General features: G+C 61.0%; 15 protein-coding genes. All 15 read right to left on the bottom strand.

Going from position 1 to position 21,870, the window contains the following annotated elements:
- Positions 1 to 5 precede the first annotated feature (5 nt).
- Positions 6 to 1,232, bottom strand: coding sequence for a glycosyltransferase family 4 protein (locus EDF81_RS16530; protein ID WP_123349250.1), 1,227 nt, complete (start codon positions 1,230 to 1,232; stop codon positions 6 to 8).
- On the bottom strand, positions 1,229 to 2,437 hold the full coding sequence (locus EDF81_RS16525; RefSeq protein ID WP_221180826.1) for a glycosyltransferase family protein: 1,209 nt from the start codon (positions 2,435 to 2,437) through the stop codon (positions 1,229 to 1,231). The genes EDF81_RS16530 and EDF81_RS16525 overlap by 4 nt, the downstream gene beginning before the upstream one ends.
- Positions 2,438 to 2,802: 365 nt before the next feature.
- The gene (locus EDF81_RS16520; RefSeq protein WP_123349249.1) at positions 2,803 to 4,191 is read right to left on the bottom strand and encodes a tetratricopeptide repeat protein; all 1,389 of its coding nucleotides are present in this window, start codon (positions 4,189 to 4,191) and stop codon (positions 2,803 to 2,805) included.
- The gene (locus EDF81_RS16515; RefSeq protein ID WP_123349248.1) at positions 4,188 to 5,612 is read right to left on the bottom strand and encodes a VasL domain-containing protein; all 1,425 of its coding nucleotides are present in this window, start codon (positions 5,610 to 5,612) and stop codon (positions 4,188 to 4,190) included. Before EDF81_RS16515 ends, EDF81_RS16520 begins: the two co-directional genes overlap by 4 nt.
- A 45-nt stretch (positions 5,613 to 5,657) precedes the next feature.
- Complete coding sequence (gene tssM / locus EDF81_RS16510; RefSeq protein WP_123349247.1) at positions 5,658 to 9,155, bottom strand: type VI secretion system membrane subunit TssM; 3,498 nt, start codon at positions 9,153 to 9,155, stop codon at positions 5,658 to 5,660.
- A gap of 27 nt (positions 9,156 to 9,182) precedes the next feature.
- Complete coding sequence (gene tssA, locus EDF81_RS16505; RefSeq protein ID WP_123349537.1) at positions 9,183 to 10,571, bottom strand: type VI secretion system protein TssA; 1,389 nt, start codon at positions 10,569 to 10,571, stop codon at positions 9,183 to 9,185.
- An 8-nt stretch (positions 10,572 to 10,579) separates the two neighbouring features.
- Positions 10,580 to 11,131: a type VI secretion system-associated protein TagO gene (locus tag EDF81_RS16500; protein ID WP_123349246.1), complete on the bottom strand. Its 552-nt coding sequence runs from the start codon at positions 11,129 to 11,131 to the stop codon at positions 10,580 to 10,582.
- Positions 11,131 to 12,669: a sigma-54-dependent Fis family transcriptional regulator gene (locus EDF81_RS16495; RefSeq protein ID WP_123349245.1), complete on the bottom strand. Its 1,539-nt coding sequence runs from the start codon at positions 12,667 to 12,669 to the stop codon at positions 11,131 to 11,133. Before EDF81_RS16495 ends, EDF81_RS16500 begins: the two co-directional genes overlap by 1 nt.
- Before the next feature lie 2 nt (positions 12,670 to 12,671).
- A complete protein-coding gene (gene tssH / locus EDF81_RS16490; RefSeq protein ID WP_123349244.1) occupies positions 12,672 to 15,263 on the bottom strand; it encodes a type VI secretion system ATPase TssH in 2,592 nt (863 codons plus the stop codon).
- A 12-nt stretch (positions 15,264 to 15,275) separates the two neighbouring features.
- Positions 15,276 to 16,052, bottom strand: a complete 777-nt coding sequence (gene icmH / locus EDF81_RS16485; RefSeq protein WP_184999547.1) for a type IVB secretion system protein IcmH/DotU — start codon at positions 16,050 to 16,052, stop codon at positions 15,276 to 15,278.
- Positions 16,053 to 16,067: 15 nt separating this feature from the next.
- A complete protein-coding gene (gene tssK, locus EDF81_RS16480) occupies positions 16,068 to 17,405 on the bottom strand; it encodes a type VI secretion system baseplate subunit TssK (protein ID WP_123349243.1) in 1,338 nt (445 codons plus the stop codon).
- A 2-nt stretch (positions 17,406 to 17,407) separates the two neighbouring features.
- Entirely contained in the window at positions 17,408 to 17,923 is a 516-nt protein-coding gene (tssJ, locus tag EDF81_RS16475) for a type VI secretion system lipoprotein TssJ (protein ID WP_123349242.1), read from the bottom strand.
- The gene (gene tagH / locus EDF81_RS16470; RefSeq protein WP_123349241.1) at positions 17,923 to 19,137 is read right to left on the bottom strand and encodes a type VI secretion system-associated FHA domain protein TagH; all 1,215 of its coding nucleotides are present in this window, start codon (positions 19,135 to 19,137) and stop codon (positions 17,923 to 17,925) included. Before tagH ends, tssJ begins: the two co-directional genes overlap by 1 nt.
- A gap of 3 nt (positions 19,138 to 19,140) precedes the next feature.
- Positions 19,141 to 20,139, bottom strand: coding sequence for a type VI secretion system baseplate subunit TssG (gene tssG / locus EDF81_RS16465; RefSeq protein WP_123349240.1), 999 nt, complete (start codon positions 20,137 to 20,139; stop codon positions 19,141 to 19,143).
- On the bottom strand, positions 20,103 to 21,869 hold the full coding sequence (tssF, locus tag EDF81_RS16460) for a type VI secretion system baseplate subunit TssF (protein WP_123349239.1): 1,767 nt from the start codon (positions 21,867 to 21,869) through the stop codon (positions 20,103 to 20,105). The genes tssG and tssF overlap by 37 nt, the downstream gene beginning before the upstream one ends.
- Between the last annotated feature and the right edge of the window lies 1 nt (position 21,870).

Raw genomic sequence — 21,870 nt, 5'->3', positions numbered from 1 at the left:
TTGTGCTACGCCGGGTATGCTGCGGCGGTGGTAAACACCTCACGCAGCCGGGCGCTGTTCCTGTCGATATCGTAATCGCGCTCAATACGCATCCTGGCCTGAACGGAGAGGGCTACCGACAGCGACGGGTCGTTAAACAGCCGCTGGATAGCATCGGCTAACGCATGCGGATCGTTCGGCTCAATGCACAGGCCGGTTTCCAGATTGCTCACCAGTTCAGGAATTCCGGCCACCCGCGTCGAAATCACCGGCGTGCCCAGCGCCATGGCCTCCAGCAGGACCGTCGGCAGGCCGTCACGATCGCCCTCTTCGCTGACCACGCAGGGCGCAACCACCATTGCCGCCTCACGCATGGCAGCAATCACCTCCGGCTGCGGGCGCGAACCGGTCAGGGTAATCTGTTGGCTCAGCCCGAGGCGGGCAATATGGGTGAGCAGCGCATCGCGCAGCGGCCCCTCACCGGTCAGGGTGCAGTGAAACGCCTCCCCGCGCTGATGCAGCAGATGCAGGGCATCGATCAGCACACCAAATCCCTTTTTTGCCACCAGCCGTCCGACGGCAAAGAGATGTCGGGGGCGGTTCTCCGGCACCTGCCAGCAAAACTGCGCCAGATCGATACCGTTATAAATACGCATCGCCCGACGGGCGCTATCACCGTAACGCTGGCGTAACCAGCTCAGGTTGTAATCGGAAACGGTAATGGCCTGAGCCGCATCGCGCAGCTTGCCTTCGATCTCCGTCGAGGTTTCATAGGGGTAGTAAATATCTTTCGCATGGGCGGTAAACGACCAGCTCACGCCGCTGAACAGCGCCGCCAGCCGGGTCACCGTAGCGGCACGGGTCGCGAAGTGGGCATGAAGATGCTGGATCCCCCGCTCGTTAACCGCCAGCGCCAGCATGATGGCCTGCGCCAGCTCATGCACGTTGGGGTGCGACACTCTGGCAAGACGCGTCGCAAAGTGCGGCAGTTCCCGACAGGCCCGCTGCAGCAGCAGCCACAGGGATTCGGTATTACGCTGCTTGTCCGCCAGCCGGGTGACCGGCGCTCTGACGCGGGAGATCCCATCCTGGAAATGGCTCTCCTCCACCGGGCCAAGGGCAAAAATGTCGATCTGTAGCCCAACGCGCTCGTGGGCGAGAATCTCATTGACCACAAAGGTTTCAGAAAAACGCGGATATCGCTTCAGAACATAGCCGGTATAAGGCCTGGCATTCAGTGTATTCTGGCTCATTCCACCCACTCCTTTTGTGACGTTTTCAGCCGGACACCGCGCTTCTCAAACAGGCGCTTAATATTGTCCACAAAGCCTTCCAGGCCGTTAAAATTGAGCTGCTCACGCGGGTCCGGCGGCAGCGTTGACTGCCGCAGCCACGTATTTAATCGCGCAACGCACATATCCTGAGGATCGATACAGGTCACCAGCCCACGCGCCGCCAGCCGCGAGGCGCGTATCCACTGCTCCAGACGGGGCGATACCCGGGGAACGATCAGCGCCCGCTTATGAAAGGAGAGGATCTCGGTCGTGGTGTTGTAGCCGCCCATCGCTACCACCGACCGCGCCTGACGCAGCAGCTCCAGCGGTTCAGCCACAAAGCCGACAATCAGCAGGTCGTTCCGCCCATCGGCGATCTGTTTAAGCGCCTCCTGCTCGGCGACAGGCATCATCGAACCGGTCACCAGCACGCCCATGCTGCCCTGCGGAAAGTCGGCGCGGGCGAAATCGGATGCCAGCTGAAAGCCATCCTGACCACCACCCACGACGCAGAGCGTGTAAGGCCTGTCGATACCGGGCACGATCTCCGCCGCCGGCAGGATTTTACGCGGGCGTCGTCGGGCATCGAGGTAGCCAAGAAAGGTGGTTTTATCGCGGATCGCCTCGCCAAAGTCATAGGCGCGGATCAGGTCATAAAAGTGCGGATCACCATAGACCCAGACGGCGGAGAAGTAGTCACGCAGGGTGGCGACATTGTTGAGCTTTTGCCACTGCCGCTCGACCGCCTCCGGCTCATCGATAATGTCGCGCAGCCCCAGTACCACCTGGATCTGTTTCTGGGCCAGCAGGGGCAGCACGCTTCTTAGCTCCGACATCGCACCGTTTGGCACGTTATCGACAATCACAATGTCCGGCGAAAAGGCCTCCAGCGCGGCGGAGATGGTGCTGGCACGCAGCGCAGCCAGTCGACGTACGCTGCCCCCCAGAGAACGCGGCAGGTAATCCCCTTCGGAATTTTTAAAATAGGAGGGTAGCGTAATAATATCCGCGCCTTTCGGCAGATAAAAATTACCGGACTCGCGCACGCCGTTAATGAGTAAAACTTCGGCCTTCGGTACGGCTTTTAATACCGCATCGGTTAGCAACAAATTTCGTCTGATATGGCCGAGCCCCATAGTGTCATGGGAATAAAAGGCCAGGCGAGGGACGTGCTTTCCATGCATATGCAGCTCCTTGTCGCGCGACTCATATAAAAATGAGTACCTCCTTGCGACGGCTATTGTGCGGTTATCTATCCTGAACAGGCATCATAGAAAGCTTTTCATTCCATGTAAATATCGCAAATTTTATTTATCTTTGTTTTGAGAATAATCTAAGATGCATTCACGAAAACAATAATAATAACGGAACATAATTCATGCGAATATTTGTTAAACTGCTTAATGAAAGAGAGTTAGAATATTTATGACAAAAATAGAAATTCAGATAACACAACGAAAAATAATAGCGAATTAATCACTCCATTAATTAAGGAACGTAATAAAGGGAATATCCGCACCCGAGAACCGGGTGCGGGATCGGAAAAGGTTTACAACCGTTCTTCGCCGTTACGCTTTGCGATCTGTTTTCCCCACAGCATCGCCAGCTTTTGCGCCGATTCAATTTCTTCCGGTTTCATGGTGGCCTCAAGATCGTTGAGCGCCGCCAGCGCTTCCCGCATGCCTTTGGTGGTGGCTAAGGAGTACCAGGCGTAAGCGTGAATGCGATTACGCGTGGCGCCCATCCCTTCCTGACGCATCATGCCCATTCGGTACTGGGCCTGGCGATTCCCCTGCATCGCCGCCAGCCGGTACTGTTTAAAGGCTTCGGCAAACTCCTCTTTGCCGCCCTGCCCAAGCCGGAGCATTTCCGCATAGGCATAGCGATCCTGAGGATCGCCCTTCTGCGCCAGGCTGGCCCACAGTTTACGCGCCCGCGTATCCTCGCCACGGCCGGTGTAGATCCCGGCCAGCGCGTGCTGGGCGTCGCTATAATCGCCTTTCGCCGAGAGCTCAAGGTAGCGTTCCCGATCTTCTTCCCGGGTTTGTCGCTGGCTGTAGAGATATTGCGCCTGGGGATCCCCGCCCTTCACCGCGCGCTGTAGCCAGGCCATGCCCTGTGGCTCATTGCGCGGCGCGCCTTTCCCTTCCAGCAGCGCGACGGCCATCCAGCGCTGGGCGGCGGGATCGTTGCCCCCGGCCGCTTTCAGATACCAGTCGAACGCCACTTTCCCCTCTCGCCGCTCTCCCTGCCTGCGCTGGGCCGCCGGATAGCCTTTTTCCGCCGACTGTAAATAGAGGCGCTCCGCCATATCTTCGCGTTTATCTACGCCCTCGCCCTTTTCATAGCGCTGGGCCAGCAGATACAGGGCTTCCGGCTGCTGCTGGTCCGCCGCTTTTTGCAGCCACGACAGCGCCTTTTGCGAAGCCCCTTCATGCCGGGCAAACCAGGTTGCCAGAGCCAGCTGCGCCCCACCGTGGCCCTGTTCTGCGGCCTTTTCCCAGACATCGATACAGTCGGTCGTCACCTCTCCGCCGTGCTGCTGCTGGCAGCGCAGAGCCAGCTGATAGCTGGCGCGGGCGTTGCCCAGCGAAGAGGATTTTTCCCACCAGGTGACGGCCAGCGGCTCGTTGCGCGGTTCACCCAGCCCGGCCTGATACCAGTCGCCCACCTGCCGCGCCGCTTCGCTGCGCTCGTAGGCGGTGGCGGAAGAGATCGCGCCCTTATTGCCAACCGTCTGCATCAGCTGCATGGCGCGAGGATATTCATGCCGCTCCGCCAGCTGACGCGCCAGGATGTACTGCGCATGGACATCGCCCTGCGCCGCCGCCTGCTCCAGCGCCTTCCCGGTCAGCGGCGCCTGCGGCTGCGCGCAGCCGCCGAGCAGGCCGATCCCCAGCCACAGCAGCCAGCGTGCAGATGTTGCGTTCGCCATCATGGCTCCTTGCGGGTTTGTTGCAGGTTATACATACGCACGTTGAGCGATTTCAGTTCATCCATCAGGGTGTTCATTTCCGCCTCGCTGATGGTCTCGCTGGCCGCCCGCCGTTTTTCCAGCTGCTGGAGGCGCACGCTAAACGGCGTGTCGCTGTTCATATTTTTCTGGATGTCATAGAGCGCGGATTTCAGCCAGGAGATGGTGACCGTTTTGCGCTTACGCTCAAGATCCAGCAGCTGCGCCTGCATATTGTCGACCCCGCGATTCGCCGCATTCCACGCCGCCTCGCTTTTTTGATCGCCCTGACGGCTGCGGATCATCTGCTGCCACTGGGTGTCCATCGCGCTCACCGCCAGCGAGTCGGGATAGAGTATCCGCACCGAATGGCGCAGATCGTCGGCGTACTGATAAAGCCACAGCGGCGAGGTTTGCTGGACGCGAGCCAGCTGCGCCTGGTAATCATTGGTGACCTGCGGCTCCATCTCGTGCAGCGTCTGCTCGCCGAGCGCAATGCGCACTTCCCGCAGCTGATTCGCGTTCAGCGCGCCGGGTAGCGCACGGGCGGGCTGCTCCAGCATATTGATAGCATCGCGGGTGCGGGTGGTTTGCGCGGTATCCCAGTGCGACCAGCCGGAGAACGCGGCCACCGGCAGCGCGCAGGCCAGCAAACCGGCGGCAAACCAGAACCAGGCCGGTTTCGCCTTTTTATGGGCTTCAATTTTCAGCACCGTCGGCTTAAGGGTGCCCTTCTCACGCCCGATAATCATGCTGCCGGCGGGCAGCGCCTGCTGACCCGGCATATCGCCGGTATCGCCGTCGGGACGGAAATAGACCATCGGCGGGATCTGCATATCCTGCTTATGCAGGTTCTGTTCATCGGAAACAATGACGATCTCCGACTCGTCAAACAGATGGGTATAGCCCTCGATAAAGTGGATCAGATTCTCCACGCGCGGCACCCGGCTCAGCCCGGCGTTGTGCAGCTTTTCGCTCATTAGCTGCAGCGCCCGCTCGCAGCGGTAGATAAAACGCTTATCTTCATGGCTGATGTTGTACTGGCGGATCACATCGCTGACGCGGGCGATAAACCAGTCCAGCATATCGATACGCGCCCGCTGCTGATGCTGCGGTGGCCAGAAGTTTTCCCACTGGGTGACAATCAGATTCGCCATAAACTCGCAGCCTTCGGTAAAACCGTGCAGGCCGTAGAGTCGTGAACGGGCAAGGGTAAAGTAGATCGCCGTTTGCAGATCGACCCCCTGCTTTTCAAAAATCAGCTGGGCCATCTGGTGTACCAGCTCCCAGTCCACTTCCGGGCGTGAGGCGTGACTCAGTTTGTTGATTTCGCCGCGCAATCTTTCGTATTCCGGCAACATCCGTGGGTCGCGACCCACTTTCAGGGCTTGCTGTGCATCGTGCATAACCGTCAATCCATTCAGGGAAAGGGGCCAGAAGGCCCCGAAAAATTAATAGAGCGATTCCGGCAGCGTGAACTGGCTGAACAGTCCGCTGACAAACGGGTTATGGCTTTCATCGCTGTAAATACGGTAGGTCATGGAGCCGTTATCCACCGCAAAGCGCGCATCGAAAGCGCCCCGGTTACTCTGGGTTCGTGCCGCGCTGTCTACCAGACGGAACATCGCCCACGGACCGGAGTACGCAATGCTGCGCGGTGAACGGCTGGAATCATCCGGCACCAGCACCAGTTTGCTTTCCGCCCCGTCGCGCAGCGCGTTTGGCCACACCAGCGGGATTTTCTGCCGCCGACCGTGGGTATATTCCAGCAGCTGACCGTCGACGTTCAGGACGCTGCGGCGCTTGTTGGCCGTCAGCTCAATCGGCTCCATCACGAAGTGCACTTCCAGGCCGCCCTGGGCGTTAAACAGGGTGCTGCGAATGCGCTGGGCGCGCTCCAGCTGGCGCTGCAGCTCCTGCTGAACTTCGCTCCCGGATTCCCGCTCAAGCAGACCGGCATCCACCAGCGGCTTGAGGTTGGTCAGATAGAAGCTGTCCAGCGTCCCGGCAGGACCAAAGAAGCGTTCGATTTCCGACAGAGGCGCATCGTCCTCGGCGGCGGGATCGAACGGATAGCGGTGCGCCAGCTGGTCGTTAAACGGCCCGACCACTTTCTCGCTCCAGGCGTCGTTAAGGGAGGACATCGCCAGGTTCACCGTCAGGCCGGAGACTTCATCGGCAATCTGGTTCACCCAACGGTCCAGCGGCGCAGGCAGGCCGCGGGCATACTGCTGCAGAGTAAAGGCCGGATCCGTATACGGATTTGCCTGACGCTGCTGAATCGCCTTCAGCGCCGCCGCGCCCGGATTGACCGCGTTGACGATCTGTTCCAGCCAGTGGTACAGGTCGGTCAGCTTCTGGTTCACTTCCTGGATCAGCGCCACCTTATCGTCGTGGCCGTTGAGGGTCTCATTCAGCGGGATAAACGGACGGGCGATGCGGGCGTTGATATCCCGCGTGGTGGCAGCCGTTTCATCGGCAAAAGTGCGACTACCGGTGTTATCGCTTAGCGCCGTCATCGCCCGGCGGAACGGTTGTTCGTTACCGGTGATGGTGGTCAGCAGCGCCAGCGCCTGCTCCGGCGTATCCATCGGCTGCACGTCCATGTTGGCCAGCGTTTTCTGCCAGTGGTTAACGTAGTCGGTGATGTAACGATCGTTAACCTGGCGCTGGATCTCCTTGCGATCCGCCTCGCTGAGCTGGACGCGCTCGCGCAGCCCCAGCACCCAGGCATCCAGCGCGGTCAGGTCGAACAGGGTTTTGTCCTGGCGGACGAAATAGTCGTTAAAGCCGGGCCAGGTGAAGAAGCGCGGCACCACGCCCGCCGAGTCGTTACGCAGGGTAAAGACGCTGTCGAAGCTCTGACCAATTTCGTCGCTAATCAGCAAGTCCGGCGGCAGGGTGTCTTTGGCGCGAACCAGCATGCTCTGGTAAACCCGCTGGAAGAGCGGCAGCTTGCTCAGCTCGCGCTGGGCTTCCACCACCGGCGTAGAGAACGGCTGCCAGGCCGCTATCGACGCCGCATCTTTCTCTTCCCGCGCTTTATGCCAGTCCGTGTGGTCGAGGGCGTATTTCAGGTGCTGCATCAACTGCTCCTGCACCGCGCCCTGCTCAGGGAAGGCTTTTTGCCAGCGCTGAGCCATAAACTGCTCCACCAGCGGCTTATTACGCCCGGACGAATCCTCAATCATGCGCATTACGCGCAGCACCGAGAGCTTCGCCTCGCTGGAGGCCGGCGCCCGGCGTAAATCGTCGGCCAGGCCGCTCATCAGCGCGGGCAGGAAGCGCTGCTGCAGAAGCTGCAGGTAGGAGCCTTCAACGTAAGGACCGATACGATCCCCCTGGTAAAGTCCCATATCGGCAAACTTCGGTGATTTCTCGCGGTAGTCGCCGAACGACAGGGTCGCCTCGCGGATCAGGTTCAGACGCGGAAGGAGATCGACCCCGAAGGCCTGGCTCTCCGCCACATCACGAGTCGCGATAAACTGCTGGGCGCGGGCCAGCACGTTCTGCCCGGCCGTTTCGTTCACCCGATAGAAGTGGTGCCAGCCGGCGATCAGCGCCAGCCCGGCAATCGCCATAATACTGACGCCAATCGACATCCGCCGACGACGCCAGCTGCGATGCAGGCGGCTCTCACCGGCCAGATGCGCCTCCGGGAACACCACGCCGCGGAACAGGTCGCGTACGAAGAAGGTATTGGATTCTCCCCGCGCCGACGTGTAGATCGCCTCCGGGAGCTTATAGCGCTGGGATGCCGCGTGGGCGAAGGCGTCAAAGGGCACGCCCTGCTGCCAGACGGAGCTGAAGTAAATTCCCCGCACGTTAAAGGTAGACTTGTCCTCTTCGCCCATCACATCGGTCAGCAGCTCGGTGACAAAATCCTTCAGGCCCGCCAGCTGGCGGACAAAGGAGAAAATATCCGCCGCACCCGTTTCGCCGGTCCAGGGCAGCATTTTGTCGGCCAGGTTATCGTTCAGCCCCTCAATCCAGCGATCCCAGAAGGTTTCCAGCTCGTTCAGCCACGCCTGTAGCCCTTCGCTCTGAGAACTAAAGGTGACCCCCAGCAGCGACTGACGGGTCTCTTTATCCAGGTGCTGGTAGAAGTCGTTAAAGCCATTCAGCAGATCGAGACGCGTCATCACAAAGTAGACCGGCAGGCGGGTATTCAGCGTGGCGGAGATATCCAGCAGGCGCGCGCGCAGCAGCTGGGCGCTGGCTTTACGATCGGCCACGTCGGCATGCGAGAGCCAGCCGAGATCGAGGGTCAGCACCACGCCGTTCAGCGGCTGGCGCTTGCGGTTTTCCGTCAGCCAGTCCAGCAGGTGCTGCCACAGGCGTTCGTTTTTCACCTCTTCCGGCTCAAGATCCGAAGTGGCCTGCAGGAGCAGTTCGCCTTTGGGATCGATAATGATCGCCTCTTCGCCCAGCCAGCAGTCCACTTTCTGATCGCTGGCCACGCTGCGCAGCTCGGCCGACAGGCGGGTATTGAGTTTGTTGGCGGTATTGGCGCGGTGCACCAGACTACTTTTCCCGCTGCCCGGCAGCCCGACCATCAGATACCAGGGCAGCGAGTACAGGACGCTGCCGCCCATATGGCAGCGCAGCGTCTCCAGCCAGCCGTCGAGGAACCGCTGCTGGTTATCGACATACAGCTGAAGCGGATCGCTTTCGCTGACCGCCAGCGCCTGTTTCTCGGCCTTTGTTTGCTGCATGCGACGCCAGATACGCCAGAGGCTGAAGCCGCAGGCAACCCACAGCCAGGCCAGGGTGAAAATCACCCGCGACCAGATGCTCTCAAGCGGCCGTGAATCGGCAATCGTCAGACGCGGCCCAAGCCACCAGACGACAACCAGAATGGCTACCCATAACACCAGGCCCACCAGCAGCCAGGAGAATTTGAGTTTCGGCAGCAGCGGCCGAAGCAAGGTGATGATCTTCTTTAACATAGGTTACCGTTTACTCTGAATGTCCTGTTATCCGCGGATCCTGGCGCTGCGCTCAAGGCGCTTAACCAGTCCTGGTTCCCACAGCAATAGTCCCAGGCGCTGCGATTCTTGCCACAATTGCTGGTAGTGCCAGCCCGCCAGCGCCTTCATACCGTCGGCAGCGAGCAGATCAGCCAGCATCAACCCGGCGTAAAAACGATCCCGTGGCTCAGTCTGCTGGGAAGAACGGTCTTCCAGCAGCGCCAGCGCCGCGTTCAATCCTTTATCTTTAAGCAGCTTGCGCACATCACCGGCCAGATCCGCCGCCTGACCTGCACCGCCGCTCTGGCCCTGACTCTCCCGAAGCCACTCTTCGCAGGCCGGGGGTAAAAACGGCGTACCGTCGCTGAATGCCAGGGTTTTCAGGGGGGTTATCCGCTGCAAAAAAGCGTTCAGCTCATCGGCAATGGCCGTCGCCACGTCGGCATAGCCGAGGCCACCTGCCGCCCTCGCCGAGAGCCAGTGCCCTTCAAACCAGTAGGGCGACAGCGTCAGGCTCTGTTCAATCTGCTTCCAAAGGGCGACATCGACCTGCGCCAGCGCCGCGTCGTACTCGCTCACTCTGTCGGCGGAAACCGGCGCAAGCTGGGTTTTATTGCCCCGCGAGGTGCCGGGCGGCGCGGTGATGCTGTGCCAGATGGCATGGCGGCGCAGCCGATAGCCCATCGCCTGTTCCGGCTGTTGTTCCGTCAGGGTATCGGCCACTTTCAGCAGCGTTTGCCGCCAGCCGCGCTCGTTGCTGGTATCAATTTCCAGCGCCCCCGCGCTCTGACGCGTGGTGACCAGCGGCGTCGCGGCAACGGACGCCGGTTGCTCGTTGGCTTTTGCCTGCTCCTGCTGGCGCTGACGGACCCGCCGCAGGGGCAGAATCAGCTCGTCGAGCAGATCGCCTTTGTCCGGCGCGGCCTGCAGCCAGGTTTCACTGAACTGCTCGGCGAGGGTAATCACCTGCGCCAGCTCCGCTCCGGACGCCTGCTCGCTCATGCGCTCGCTGGCCCCGGCAAAGCGTTTGACGATCTGCACCATCAGACGCTGTTTTTGCATGGCGCTGGCGGGCCAGGCCGTGGTCCAGAACGCGCTCACCCAGCAGTCAAGCAGCATCAGGGCGGTGGCGAACGGCGTGGCTTTTGCCGGATGCTGTAAGCAGCGGAGCATCTGCACCAGCACGCGCATATCTTTGGTTTTGCTCTCCAGCAGGAGCAGACAGTTTTCGGCGACGTCATTGAGATTGATCTGGCCGTGGGCCAGCGAACCAATCTTGACCATCTCCGTTTCGACTTTCTCCCACAGCGGATCGTCTCCGGCAATGGGTGAAGCGGCGGCCTCTGCGGAAAGCGGCGTCAGCAGTCGCTGACACCAGGGATGACGGTGTTCCATCGCGGCCCCTACCATCTGCACTGCTGGCGCAGCGGTTTCACCGCCTCGCCAAGACCGGCGAGCGGAATACGCACTTCCCGGCCTTCGGCACCGGTCAGGACCAGCTCACGCACGCCGGCCCAGCGCTTCAGTTCGTCAATCGCCACCAGGCCGCGACCGAACTCCAGCAGATGCCCGCGATCGCGGACAAACCAGTTGCCGGAGGCCGGGATACCGTCGGTCATGGCGGCGACCGTTTCCCCTTCCCAGGGCTGCGCCAGGCGTACCCGAACGTGGGTGATCTGGTTCAGACAGGCGACGCTAAAGCTCACGCCTGCGCCCGCCTCACGCGTCAGCGTCATACTCCCGTCGCTCAGCGCGTCATTTTCCAGGCGGAATCCGCCGCGTTCCTCGTCCGTCTGGCCTGAAGCCGGAGAGCGGACGCGGGCCAGCGCGTCATAGCAGGCCAACCGCACCTGCGCTTCCGGCTCTTTCTGGCAGAGCTGAAAACGGCTGTCCTGCGCCTGCGCGTCTGGCGTCAGCGCCGACGCCAGCAGCGGCAACATGCTGAGTAATCCCATTACTGCACCTCCAGTTTCAGGCACTTGTGATCCAGCGTGCGCCGGGGAATGTTGAGGCTTTCCGCCGCCCGATGACGGTTGCCATCGAAGTGGCGCAGCCTGGCGGCGATGACCGTGGCTTCATAGTCGAGCAGCGCCTGACGCAGATCGTGGATATGGCAGAAGTCATCTCCAACATTGATGCTGCCGCTCTGCATCCGCTCGATAACCTCTTCCGACAGGGACTGGAGGCCAATCTCCTCGCCGTCTCCGGCCTGAGCGCAGGCGACCTCCAGCACATTGCGCAGTTCCCGGACGTTGCCCGGGAAACGGTAATTCAGCAGCTGTGCCAGCAGCGTCCGGTTAAGGGAGCCAAAATGTTTCCCCTCCCGGGCGCCGAACTCCGCAATAAAGTGCCCACACAGCAGAGAGATATCCTCCGCCCGGTCGCGCAGCGGCGGCAGCTGCATCTGGCTCTGACAGAGCCGGTGGTAGAGGTCCTGCCGGAATCGCCCTTCCGCCACCTGCTGTTCCAGAGGCTGGTGGGTCGCGGCGATCACGCGAAAGTCAGAGTGCCGCTCTTTATCGCCGCCCAGAGGCCGATAGCTATGGGTTTCCAGCACCCGCAGCAGCTTGGCCTGCATCACCACGGGCATATCGCCCACTTCGTCAAGGAACAGCGTGCCGCCGTTGGCCTGCGCCACCAGCCCCTCTTTATTGTTTTGCGCCCCGGAAAAGGCGCCTTTTTGATAGCCAAACAGCTCGCTTTCAATCAGGTTTTCCGGGATTGCCGCACAGTTGATGGCAACAAAAGGACGCTCGGATCGCCCGGAGCACTGATGCACCAGTCGCGCCACGACCTCTTTTCCGGTGCCGGTTTCTCCCTGAATCAGCACCGACAGGTAGTGTCCGGCGATCTGGCCGATATGCTCCCGCAGGCGGCGCATGGCGTCGGACTGGCCGATAAGCTGCATGTCCAGCAGGCTGGCCTGCTGCTGCCGCTGGCGGCTTTCACCGGTAATCTGGCGCAGGGAGTCGCGCAGGGCGCTGCGCTCGCGCTGGCTATGACGCATCACCTGGACCCTGGCAAGCTGCCGGGCATAGATGCGGGTCAGGAGCATCAGATCCTCCTCGTCCCGCCACAGCTCCAGCCGGTCGGCATCGGCAAAGAGCCCCAGTATGCCGAGGGTCTTCGCCTGCGCGTCGCGGACCGGTAGCGCATACAGGCCGTTTTGTGGCCCGATATCCTGCAGCAGGGCACGAAACGCGGCGTGCTCAATCCGCGCCCCGCCGTTAAGCGTCTCCCAGATACGCGCCTGGTTGTTGTGCAACACACCGGCCAGCGGGTGACCAAAATCACTCGCCTCCAGGGTCATGCTCACGGCGCGGCCGTTAACCCGGCCGTAGCACTCCAGCTGGCGGCCGCTCACATCCGACAGCGCCAGCAGAACTCCACGCGGTTGCCAGTGCTCATCCAGCGTCTTCAGTAACCAGTCGTTCAGCCCCGGTTCATCCTCCTGGGTGGTGAGCGACAGTGCGAAGGCCAGTGCGCGATGCATGATTACCCCTCCACCACCGAGACGAACGCATCCGCCTCAAGGCTGAAGCGGATGCGGTTGACCGGTTCGCCCGCCGACATCCGCTGCAGGAGCTGCAGGGAAACCGGCGGCAGCAGCGCCCCGTCGATAATCGACTCCAGCATGCGGGCACCGTTTTCGCTGCGGTTGGCCCGGCGGAGGATCTCTTCCGGCACCGCGTCGTCGATAGCCACTTCGGCCCCGAAGCGAGTTTCCAGCAGGCTGACCAGACGGGCCAGTTTGCCGGTAACAATCTCTTTCAGGGTGTCGTGGCCCAGCGGCAAATACGGGATCACTTCCATACGCGCCAGCAGCGCCGGCTTGAAGAAGGCGGCCAGTTCCGGGTAGAGCGCGTCCAGCAGCGCATCCTGGCGGCTGGCATAATCGACGATGGTCTGGAAACCGAGGTTTGAGGTCAGGAAGAAGACCACGTTTTTGCAGTCGATAATCCGCCCTTCACCGTCGGCCAGCTCGCCTTTGTCAAACGCCTGGTAGAAGAGATTCAGCACGTCCGGATGAGCCTTCTCCACTTCGTCGAGCAGGACCACGGAGTACGGCTTCTGGCGGATAGCTTCGGTCAGGATGCCGCCCTCGCCAAAGCCGACATAGCCCGGCGGGGAGCCAATCAGGCGGGAAACGGTGTGCTTCTCCTGATACTCGGACATATTGATGGTGGTCAGGTAGTTGCGACCGCCAAACAGCAGGTCGGCAATCTGCACCACGGTTTCGGTTTTCCCGACGCCGCTCGGCCCCACCAGCAGGAAGGCACCCAGCGGGCGTCCGCTGCGGCGCAGGTCGGCGCGGGCGGTGAGCAGATGTTTATGCAGATGCTGAATCGCCAGGGCCTGGCCCTTAATGGTGTTGCCCAGGTAATCCGGCAGGCGCGTGACCACCTCCATTTCGCTCTGGGAGATGCGGTTTACCGGCACGCCGGTCCACTCGGCAATCACCCCGGCAATTTGCGTGGCATCCACGTGGGCGGATACCCGAACCTCCGGCGTTTTCAGCGCGTCCAGAGCCTGCTCCAGCGCCTTGAGTTCGGCGCTCTCTTCGTCGGTCACCGCCTCATCGGACGCGCTCAGCAGTTTGCCGCGCAGGGCGACAATCTGTTCCACCTGCTGAAGCTGCTGACGCCAGTTCTCTTCCTGCGCCGTCAGCGCCTGGCGATCGCTCTCCTGCTCTTCCTGTAACAGGGTCAGGCGCTCGTCATGATCCCCCAGGCCGATACGGGTCTGGCGTTCCAGCTGGGTGATTTCCATCGACCGCTGCTGAATACGGGTTTGCAGATGGCTGACGCTGCGCGGCGGCGTGGTCATATTGATCGCCACGCGTGCACAGGCAGTATCCAGCACGTCGATGGCTTTATCCGGCAGCTGACGCCCGGAGATATAGCGGGCGGACAGGGAAGCCGCCGCCTGCAATGCCGCCTCGTCAATCAGCACCCCGTGCGCTTTTTCATATACCGCACGCAGGCCGCGCAGGATCACCGTGGCCTGCTCCACGGAGGGTTCCCCCACCTTCACAAGCTGGAAGCGGCGTGACAGAGCGGCATCTTTTTCGACGTATTTCTTGTACTCGCTCCAGGTGGTGGCGGCGATGGTACGCAGCTCGCCACGGGCCAGCGCGGGTTTAATCAGGTTGGAGACGTCGAGACCACCGGCCTGGTTACCGGCCCCGATCAGGGTATGGGCTTCGTCGATAAACAGGATCACCGGACGCGGGGCGTCTTTGACTTCCTGCATCACGCCCTTAAAGCGTTTTTCAAACTCGCCTTTGACCGCTGCACCCGCCTGCATGGCACCAAGATCCAGGGTCAGCAGTTCGACGTCGCGCAGTTTTTCCGGCACCTGACCGGCGACGATCCGCAGCGCCAGCCCTTCGATCAGGGCGCTTTTCCCGACCCCGGCTTCGCCGACGATAATCGGGTTGTTTTTACGCCGACGAGAGAGAATGTCGATCATCAGGTCGATCTCTTCGTCGCGGCACAGGACCGGGTCGAGCGTCTCCTGACGCGCCTGTTCGGTCATATTCTGGGTGAAACGCCCCAGCAGCGTGCTGTCCGTCGCCACCGCCGCGGCTTCGCTCCCGGCGCTGACGATTTCGCCTTCCGCCGATCCTTTTACCCACTCGTCAAACTGCTGGCTCAGCAGGTCGCGGTTAATCCCCGCCAGCAGGCGGCTCAGGGCATTGGAGAGATAGCGGTGCGGCGTCATCAGCAGCGTCAGCAGCAGAACACCGCTGCGCAGCTGCCCGTGGCGCATCTGCGCCGAGGCCAGCAGCCAGCTATCCTGTAGCAGCTCCACCAGCAGCGGGGAGAAGGCCGGATAGCCCGGCGTCAGGCTTTTATCCTGGGCATCGGGCTGGAGCAGCGTGCGCACATCCTCGACCGTCATTTCGGCTTTATTGAGGATCAGGCGCACGTCGCTGAGCGGCGTTTCCAGCGCTTTCAGCAGCAGATGTTCAATGCGGATCTCCGTCCCCTGGAGGCTGACGCACAGCGCCGCCGCCTCTTCGAGCATATGGCGGCAGATGGGATTCAGTCGGTCAACAAGAACGGGCAAGTCGATGCGAATCACAGGTTGTTCCCCTTATTTTAATAATTCTCCCAACTGACGAAGCACGTCCTGGGTTTGGTTACTGAGTTGGTAGTGGTAAAGCCCAAAAACGATCGCCAGCAGCCCGCAAAGGCCGATAAACAGCGTGCGTAGCGTCACCTGTTTGCGCAGCCGGTAGCGTGAAGCCTGCTGCCCGAGGTCGAGGTGAAAGACCGTCGGCGCGTTCACCGCTTCCGGACGCAGCAGGCGATGCAGCTTGCGGATCACGGCGAGAAATTCCCCCTGTCCCTGGGGGATTACGCGATAGCGTCCCTGAAAACCGAGCACCAGGCACAGCCAGATAAATTCCAGAATGTCGCGGTAGCGCTGGGGCTCTTCCTGCAGTTTGTCGAGCAGGGCGAAGACTTTCTCTCCGCCCCAGGTTTCGTTATGGAAACGCGCCAGCAGGGAGTTTTCCGACCAGACGCTCTGGCTGCCCCACTCTTTGCCCATCACGGCTTCATCGATAAAGGTGCACAGGATGTAGCGAAACGAGAGGATTACCCCGTTTTCATAGCCGTGACCGTGCAGCTCCTGTTCAATGGCCTGAATTTCAGACACTACGGTCTGATACAGCGCCGGGACGTTCTCATACAGGTCGAGCTGGCGCACGCGGGCCACCATGCCCAGCAGCGGCGTGACGGCATCCACCATGGGATTGATGCTCTGCCCGCGCATGCGGAACCAGAAGTCGGAATCCATATCCAATTGCCGGGCGTGCTCAAACAGCAGCTCCCCCATCTGGTCGTTTTTCAGTACCTCGATAGCCATTATTTCTGCTCCTGATTACTGGCCACGGATGGCCCACAGCTGCATATCCAGCTCCGGGAATTCGCCGGCGATATGGAAGGCCAGGGTGTTGCCCTGAACCAGCACCTGCCAGGCGGGGCTTTGACGGTCCAGCTGGAAGTAGCTGTAGCCCGCGTGATACGGAAGCTGGCGCGGCGCAACCGGCAACGGCAGCAGAGGGATCCCCGGCAACTGGAGGCTGATAAGCTCGCGGATCTTCTCGCTGGAGGCGACTTTGGTCTGCTGCAGCAGCTGTTTACGCAGCTGCTCCTGCGGCATACGGGCGCGGACGGCGAGGATAAACTCGGCGCTGTGGAGCAGTTCGCTCTCGCCGACGACGGCCATCGTGATGCCGTAAGGGTGTTTGCGCAGCTGGATGGAGACGGCACGCGGCGACAGCACCGTGCTGAGCGCCTGCCGCATGGCGTGCATCAGCGGTTCAAAGCTGATGCGCTGGTCATCATGACGGTACGCCGGGAATTCCGGCGGCAGGCGGGATTCATCCGTAAAGGTCATCAGCTCGCCGCAAAACTGCACCAGGGTTTCATGCAGCCGCTCCGGGTGCAACGTGCCCAGACGCGCCAGGTGGGAGAGCTGGGGCTGCGTGCGGTTCAGTAGCTGCAGCATCATAAATTCGGCCACGTCCGCCACGCCCTGCTGGCCCGGTGCGGCAATGCGCTGGGAGAGGCTGCGGGCGCGCTCGGCGACCAGGCCGGCCGATTCGCCGAGGAAGCGTTTAAGCACCGGGATCGCCGCAACGCTGGCGCTGCAGGGCATAAATGCCGGATCCAGCACCACGCCGCCGTCCGGGCGTTTATCGAGGATGCAGGCGATAGCCATGGAGGCATAGGCGCTGCGGTCTTCGCGCTCCAGCATCAGCCGCAGGCTGGTGCGGCCCACTTCGAGGGAAACCACGTCGCCGCCTTCGCTGTGCAGGTCGCGCACGTCGTAGCGGTGTGCTTCCAGGCGCGTCGCAATCTGCTGGCCCTGCTGGCTGACTTCATTCACGCCGCTGACCGCCAGGGGGATCGCGAGATAGACTTTCTGGTTACTGACCGAGGCGTCGGCGATCTCCAGCGGCGGCGGCAGAGCGTCATCACCGGGGATGTTAAATACCGTCCCGTCCGGCATTACGCCGGTCGCGCTGACCAGCGCGATTCGCCCGAAGTTAAGGTACTCTTCATTGATGGTCAGCGAGAGCAGGCCGTAATAGTTGTCGCTGACCGCGCTGAGACGCGCGTGCAGGGTATAGTCGATGTGTCGCTGCTGCTGCTGGAAATGCTGCGGCTTAATAAACAGCCCTTCCCGCCAGATGACCCGATTTCGCATAGACATAGTTATTCTTCTTCTTGCTGTAAGTCGACTTCATCCAGACGCAGGTGCACCAGAATCTGGTATGCCTGTCCGGTGTTTTTTACTTTGATCACTTTGCGCCACTCGGCGCTGTCGGGATCGGCATAGCGGGCAATCACCCCGATATAGCGCGTTTTCTCGTCCAGCTTGACCGGCGGCAGATATTTGAACTGGCCCGGCAGGAGGGTGTAGTCCTGGTGATCGATATAGTTTTTGGCCAGTGCCGCTTCGATATCGCTGCTGACCTGATCGAAATCGGTCGCCAGCAGCCTTGAGTCTTCCGACAGCATCACGACCTGAAACTCGACCGGCGAGGCATCGCCGCTCTCGTTGGGGTTCATATCCGGCTCCGCCACCATGCTGAAGGCCACGGTGGAGGGCTGATCGTTATTGCTGCCGACCTGGATATCGGGGTTCTTTGCCACATCCCACATTTTGCCGACTGCGGTGCAGCCCGACAGGGTAAACGCCATCAAAACCAGCAGCGCCAGTCGCAGCATTAGCGTGACTCCTGGTTTTCGCGCACCGCACGGTCATAGGCCTGGGCATAAACCTGCTGGAACAGTTTGTGGAATCCCTGCTGGCGCGAGGAGGTCAGCTCGTTGAAGTAGTGCTGATACATGTTCCACGCCCAGCCGTTGTCCAGCGCATCGTCTTCTGCCCCGCGACGATAGTGGCTGAAGCGCTGGAGCAGCACCTCCGGCGAGAAGGCCTGCAGCATGCTGTGGAGCGCGGTCTGGATCGCCTGCTGATTGGCGATATGGTGGATGCGGATATTACGCAGCACTTCCGCCACCGCCGCCGGAGCCGAGAGGTGGACCGGGCTTTTGCTGTCGGCAAAGAGCAGCGACAGGGTTTCGTCATAGCCGAGGCCCAGGCGCAGCGGGTTGTCTTCAATCGGGCGCAGCAGCTTATCGGCCAGCGCCGCCTGTTCGGCCTGCAGCGTCAGCAGTCCTTCCACCATCGCACGCAGGGTTTTGCCCATTTCGCGCAGCATTTCCTGGGTCTGCGGCCCGCCGTCACAGGGCAGAGTTTGTCCCAGGCCGTGCATCAGCGACGACAGGGAGACGCCGCCGTTCAGCGCGCCATCAAAACTCTGTACGTCCGGCAGTTCGATAAATTCCTGGCTCATCGTGTCTTTCATTCCCGTAAAAGAATTGAGTTGCGGCAGCATGCTGTCGATATTGCTGGCCCCGCTGAGGATGGCGGCAGCGCTGTTGCGTTCCTGATTCAGCGCCCAGAGCGGATCGCTGTGTTTGTCCGTATGAGGACGGTCTTCTACCGGCGCGGAAAAGCCGTTCATATCGCCCTCAAACCACTCGTCCATCTCGTCACCCCGACGATTGCCGAGGATCTGATCCAGCTGCGGCTCCGCCTGCACGCCGTCGGTGAAAATGCGGATACGGAACGGGCCAATCAGCAGCTCATCGCCCTGAACCAGGGCGACTTTACGCTGGCGACCAATGGGTGAGGTCGCGCCGTTGATAAAGGTCTGGCCGCTGACGTCGCACAGGCAGAAGCGCCCGTCGACCCACTCAATGCGCGCATGCTCGGGCAATACCGCCCCGAGACGCTCTCTGAGGCGCCAGCTATCCCGATCCGCCGATCCCAGCGAACCTCCTTCAACGCCAAACTGGTGCTGAACCTGCGAATTTCCTTCCAGCTGCTCACTGTTGAGCACTAACAGGGAAAGTTGCTGTTTTCCGTCGCTCACGCCTTACTCCTGCACACATATGGTTACCCAGGGATCCGCGGGCGGATCTCCCAGAAAGCTACTCCACCCCAGACTGGCGTTCTTATCATCCCCGAGCCGGATACCGCTGGCCTGCGCCTCGCCGAAGCCCAGTCGCAAATCCCACGCCAGCTGATCGCGCAGAATGAAGGAGACAAAACGCACCAGCGGTTCGAACTGGTCGCCGTTTGGCAAAAACCTGAGGAATTCAGAAAAACTCAGGTTGTTGATCTTCAATAAAAACTTACCGGCGCAGTCGCTTACCTTGTCGCCGATAACAAAATCGTCGCCGAGCCGCATATTGGCCAGCGACAGGCGATTCTGCTGCTCTTCGCAGATGGTCACCTTGCGCGTCTGCCAGACCTCGACCTCGACGCTCTCGAGGTCAAAACAGTGCATCACCAGACCGGCCACCACTTCCGGTGAGCGGCTGGGACTCGCCAGCATCCCGGCGTAGGAGAGCATCTTGGCGCGATTCACCGGCAGGCTTTCCCGCACCGCATCGTTGCCCAGTCCGACCAGCGCGAACATCTGGCGGGAAAAACCGTCTTCGCCGTTGTCCTGGAAGCGAACGTGATAGCGGTATTTGCGCCACACCCGGTGCAGCAGCGTCAGCAGCCGGTGGTGGAAGAAATCAAAAAACAGCCCCAGCTTCGGTTCCTGCTGGGCGTACTCCCAGGCCAGATCGTCCAGGTAGTAGCCCGGCATCGGCGACTGGCTACCGTGCAGCCCGAGAAACGCCACCTCCAGGTGGTGCATCCCCTGCTCGTCCTGCTCAATGCCCACCACATCGCTTTTGTGAAAGCCCAGCGAGGCGGTGGATTTAAAACGCAGCCGCTCCTGCTGCGGGTGAAAATCCTGCCCGCGTTCGGCATCCACCGATTCCAGACGGTTAAGCAGCTCCACCAGCTGGAAGAAGGTGTAGCGCGAGATCTCCCCACGGGCGATCACATCATCGAGTGCTGACCCGCTTTCACCGGCCATCGGTAGCGCTCCTTGTTATCGAGGTTGTGTACCTCCAGCAGGTGGAAGGCGTTCACGCTGGCATACAGCGAGAGGAAGTGCGCCAGCACGGTGCTGAAGAGGTACATCTCCCCTTCGCTGGCAAACGCCGACTGCCGCAGAGAGAGGATCGATTTCAGGCCGCGCACCGGCATCCCGCGCACCAGTCGGTCTACCGGCGTGGTTTCAATCGTTTCGATCCCCGCCAGCCTTTTGCGTGACGCCTGCTCTGCCTGTTTGTCGTAGAGGGTCGGGAAGTCGTAGGTGCGCAGGACCTGCACCAGCGCATCACGACGCAGCAGCGAGACATAGTTCAGGGAGAGGTTGGAGATCAGCGTCCACTGCAGGCTGCCGTCGAGGGCCGGACGCAGAGGCCGGGTCGGACGGATAATATTGCGGAAGGTGGCAAAGGTTGGCGAATCGCCGGTCGGCACGCAGATATCGCCCACCAGCAGCTGCGCCGCCCGTCCGCGATTGGTGCAGGTCAGAGTGACCGAGACCGATTCATCCAGCCCGATAACGTCGGTTTCATCGCCGCGCACAAAGGCCAGGGAGTGTTCAAAGCCGTTGCCGTTTACCGCTTCACGCACGCGAATACGGTAGTAGAGCGCCAGCCGTCCCCGCGCCCGCTCAATCTGGTGCTGGAAGCTTTCGAAAGGCTGATAGACGCGTGCTGCGCCACGAGCGCGGCCCGGCTGACCTTCGATCCAGCCCTCGACGTTATCCACCGAGAAAATTTCAAAACTGTCCGCCTGCCGATAGCTGGCCTTCAGCGGATACTCCACCTGACGGCCGTTAAGATCGATCGGCTCGCTTTCATGCTGGAACAGGTTGATCGCCGGAACGCAGTTGAGCTGGAAAGAGTCCGGGCGGATTTTCAACTCCGGCGGCAGCGGCCGTTCGAAGCAGAAATGCAGCTTAAAGCGGGAGACCGGCATGGGCTGTGCTGGCCAGTCGCCGCCTTCAAGCCGGAAGAACAGGAAGCTTTCCGGGAAGCAGAAATACTCCTGCAAAATGCGGTAGCCGGAATAGACGTTGCCCGGATAGGGAAGCAGCGCGTCTTCCCGATCGAAGCCAATGGCTTTCAGCAGGCTTGCCGGCTGGCGGAAGCGTTTTCCGTCGATCTCCAGCTCGATATGCGACAGCTTGCTGGAGAGCCAGAAGTAGAGTTCGTAGGCGGTCCAGCTGTCGCCGCCGAGATAAAAACGCAGCTTATCCAGCTCCAGCGTTTCCAGCGTCAGGTCGCTATGCAGGTCGATATCAAGGGTAATCGCAGAGATGTCGTTGCCGCTCAGGGCGCTGACGTGCGTAATTTCTGCCGGGTACACCCACAGGTCGTGGCAGGTCTGGAAGTGGCAAACCACCTCATCTTCCGGCTTGCTGTCCAGCGGGCAACCACGACCGACGAACGCCGGCTGGGCCAGCGCGCCGGGCACCGCAGAAAACTGCATAATGGTCATGCTGGGCACCGGGCGCAGATAGTTCGGCCACAGCATATTCAGCAGCCCGTGGGTCAGTTCGGGAAACTCATCTTCGATCTTGGCCCGCAGACTGCCGGTTAAAAAGGCAAAGCCTTCCAGCAAGCGCTCGACATCCGGATCGGTCGTTTGCTCGGACAGGAAACGCGTCAGCTCCGGATGCACCTCGGCAAACTGACGGCCCTGCAGACGTAGCCAGGAAAGTTCATCCCTGAAGTAATGTTCCAGCGACATA

Source organism: Enterobacter sp. BIGb0383 (genome assembly GCF_003751845.1).
In the GTDB taxonomy this organism is placed as follows: Bacteria; Pseudomonadota; Gammaproteobacteria; order Enterobacterales; family Enterobacteriaceae; genus BIGb0383.
Note: the sequence above shows the minus strand (reverse complement) of the source record. Positions and strands in the feature narration are given on the sequence as shown.

Bases quoted from the DNA above. Each gene is read 5' to 3' on its own strand.
- tssM (WP_123349247.1), bottom strand. From the start codon at position 9,155: ATGTTAAAGAAGATCATCACCTTGCTTCGGCCGCTGCTGCCGAAACTC.
- EDF81_RS16495 (WP_123349245.1), bottom strand. From the start codon at position 12,669: ATGCATCGCGCACTGGCCTTCGCACTGTCGCTCACCACCCAGGAGGAT.
- tssF (WP_123349239.1), bottom strand. From the start codon at position 21,869: ATGTCGCTGGAACATTACTTCAGGGATGAACTTTCCTGGCTACGTCTG.
- EDF81_RS16525 (WP_221180826.1), bottom strand. From the start codon at position 2,437: ATGCATGGAAAGCACGTCCCTCGCCTGGCCTTTTATTCCCATGACACT.
- icmH (WP_184999547.1), bottom strand. From the start codon at position 16,052: ATGGCTATCGAGGTACTGAAAAACGACCAGATGGGGGAGCTGCTGTTT.
- EDF81_RS16530 (WP_123349250.1), bottom strand. From the start codon at position 1,232: ATGAGCCAGAATACACTGAATGCCAGGCCTTATACCGGCTATGTTCTG.
- tssG (WP_123349240.1), bottom strand. From the start codon at position 20,139: ATGGCCGGTGAAAGCGGGTCAGCACTCGATGATGTGATCGCCCGTGGG.
- tssJ (WP_123349242.1), bottom strand. From the start codon at position 17,923: ATGCTGCGACTGGCGCTGCTGGTTTTGATGGCGTTTACCCTGTCGGGC.
- EDF81_RS16515 (WP_123349248.1), bottom strand. From the start codon at position 5,612: ATGCACGATGCACAGCAAGCCCTGAAAGTGGGTCGCGACCCACGGATG.
- EDF81_RS16520 (WP_123349249.1), bottom strand. From the start codon at position 4,191: ATGATGGCGAACGCAACATCTGCACGCTGGCTGCTGTGGCTGGGGATC.
- tssA (WP_123349537.1), bottom strand. From the start codon at position 10,571: ATGGAACACCGTCATCCCTGGTGTCAGCGACTGCTGACGCCGCTTTCC.
- tssK (WP_123349243.1), bottom strand. From the start codon at position 17,405: ATGTCTATGCGAAATCGGGTCATCTGGCGGGAAGGGCTGTTTATTAAG.
- EDF81_RS16500 (WP_123349246.1), bottom strand. From the start codon at position 11,131: ATGGGATTACTCAGCATGTTGCCGCTGCTGGCGTCGGCGCTGACGCCA.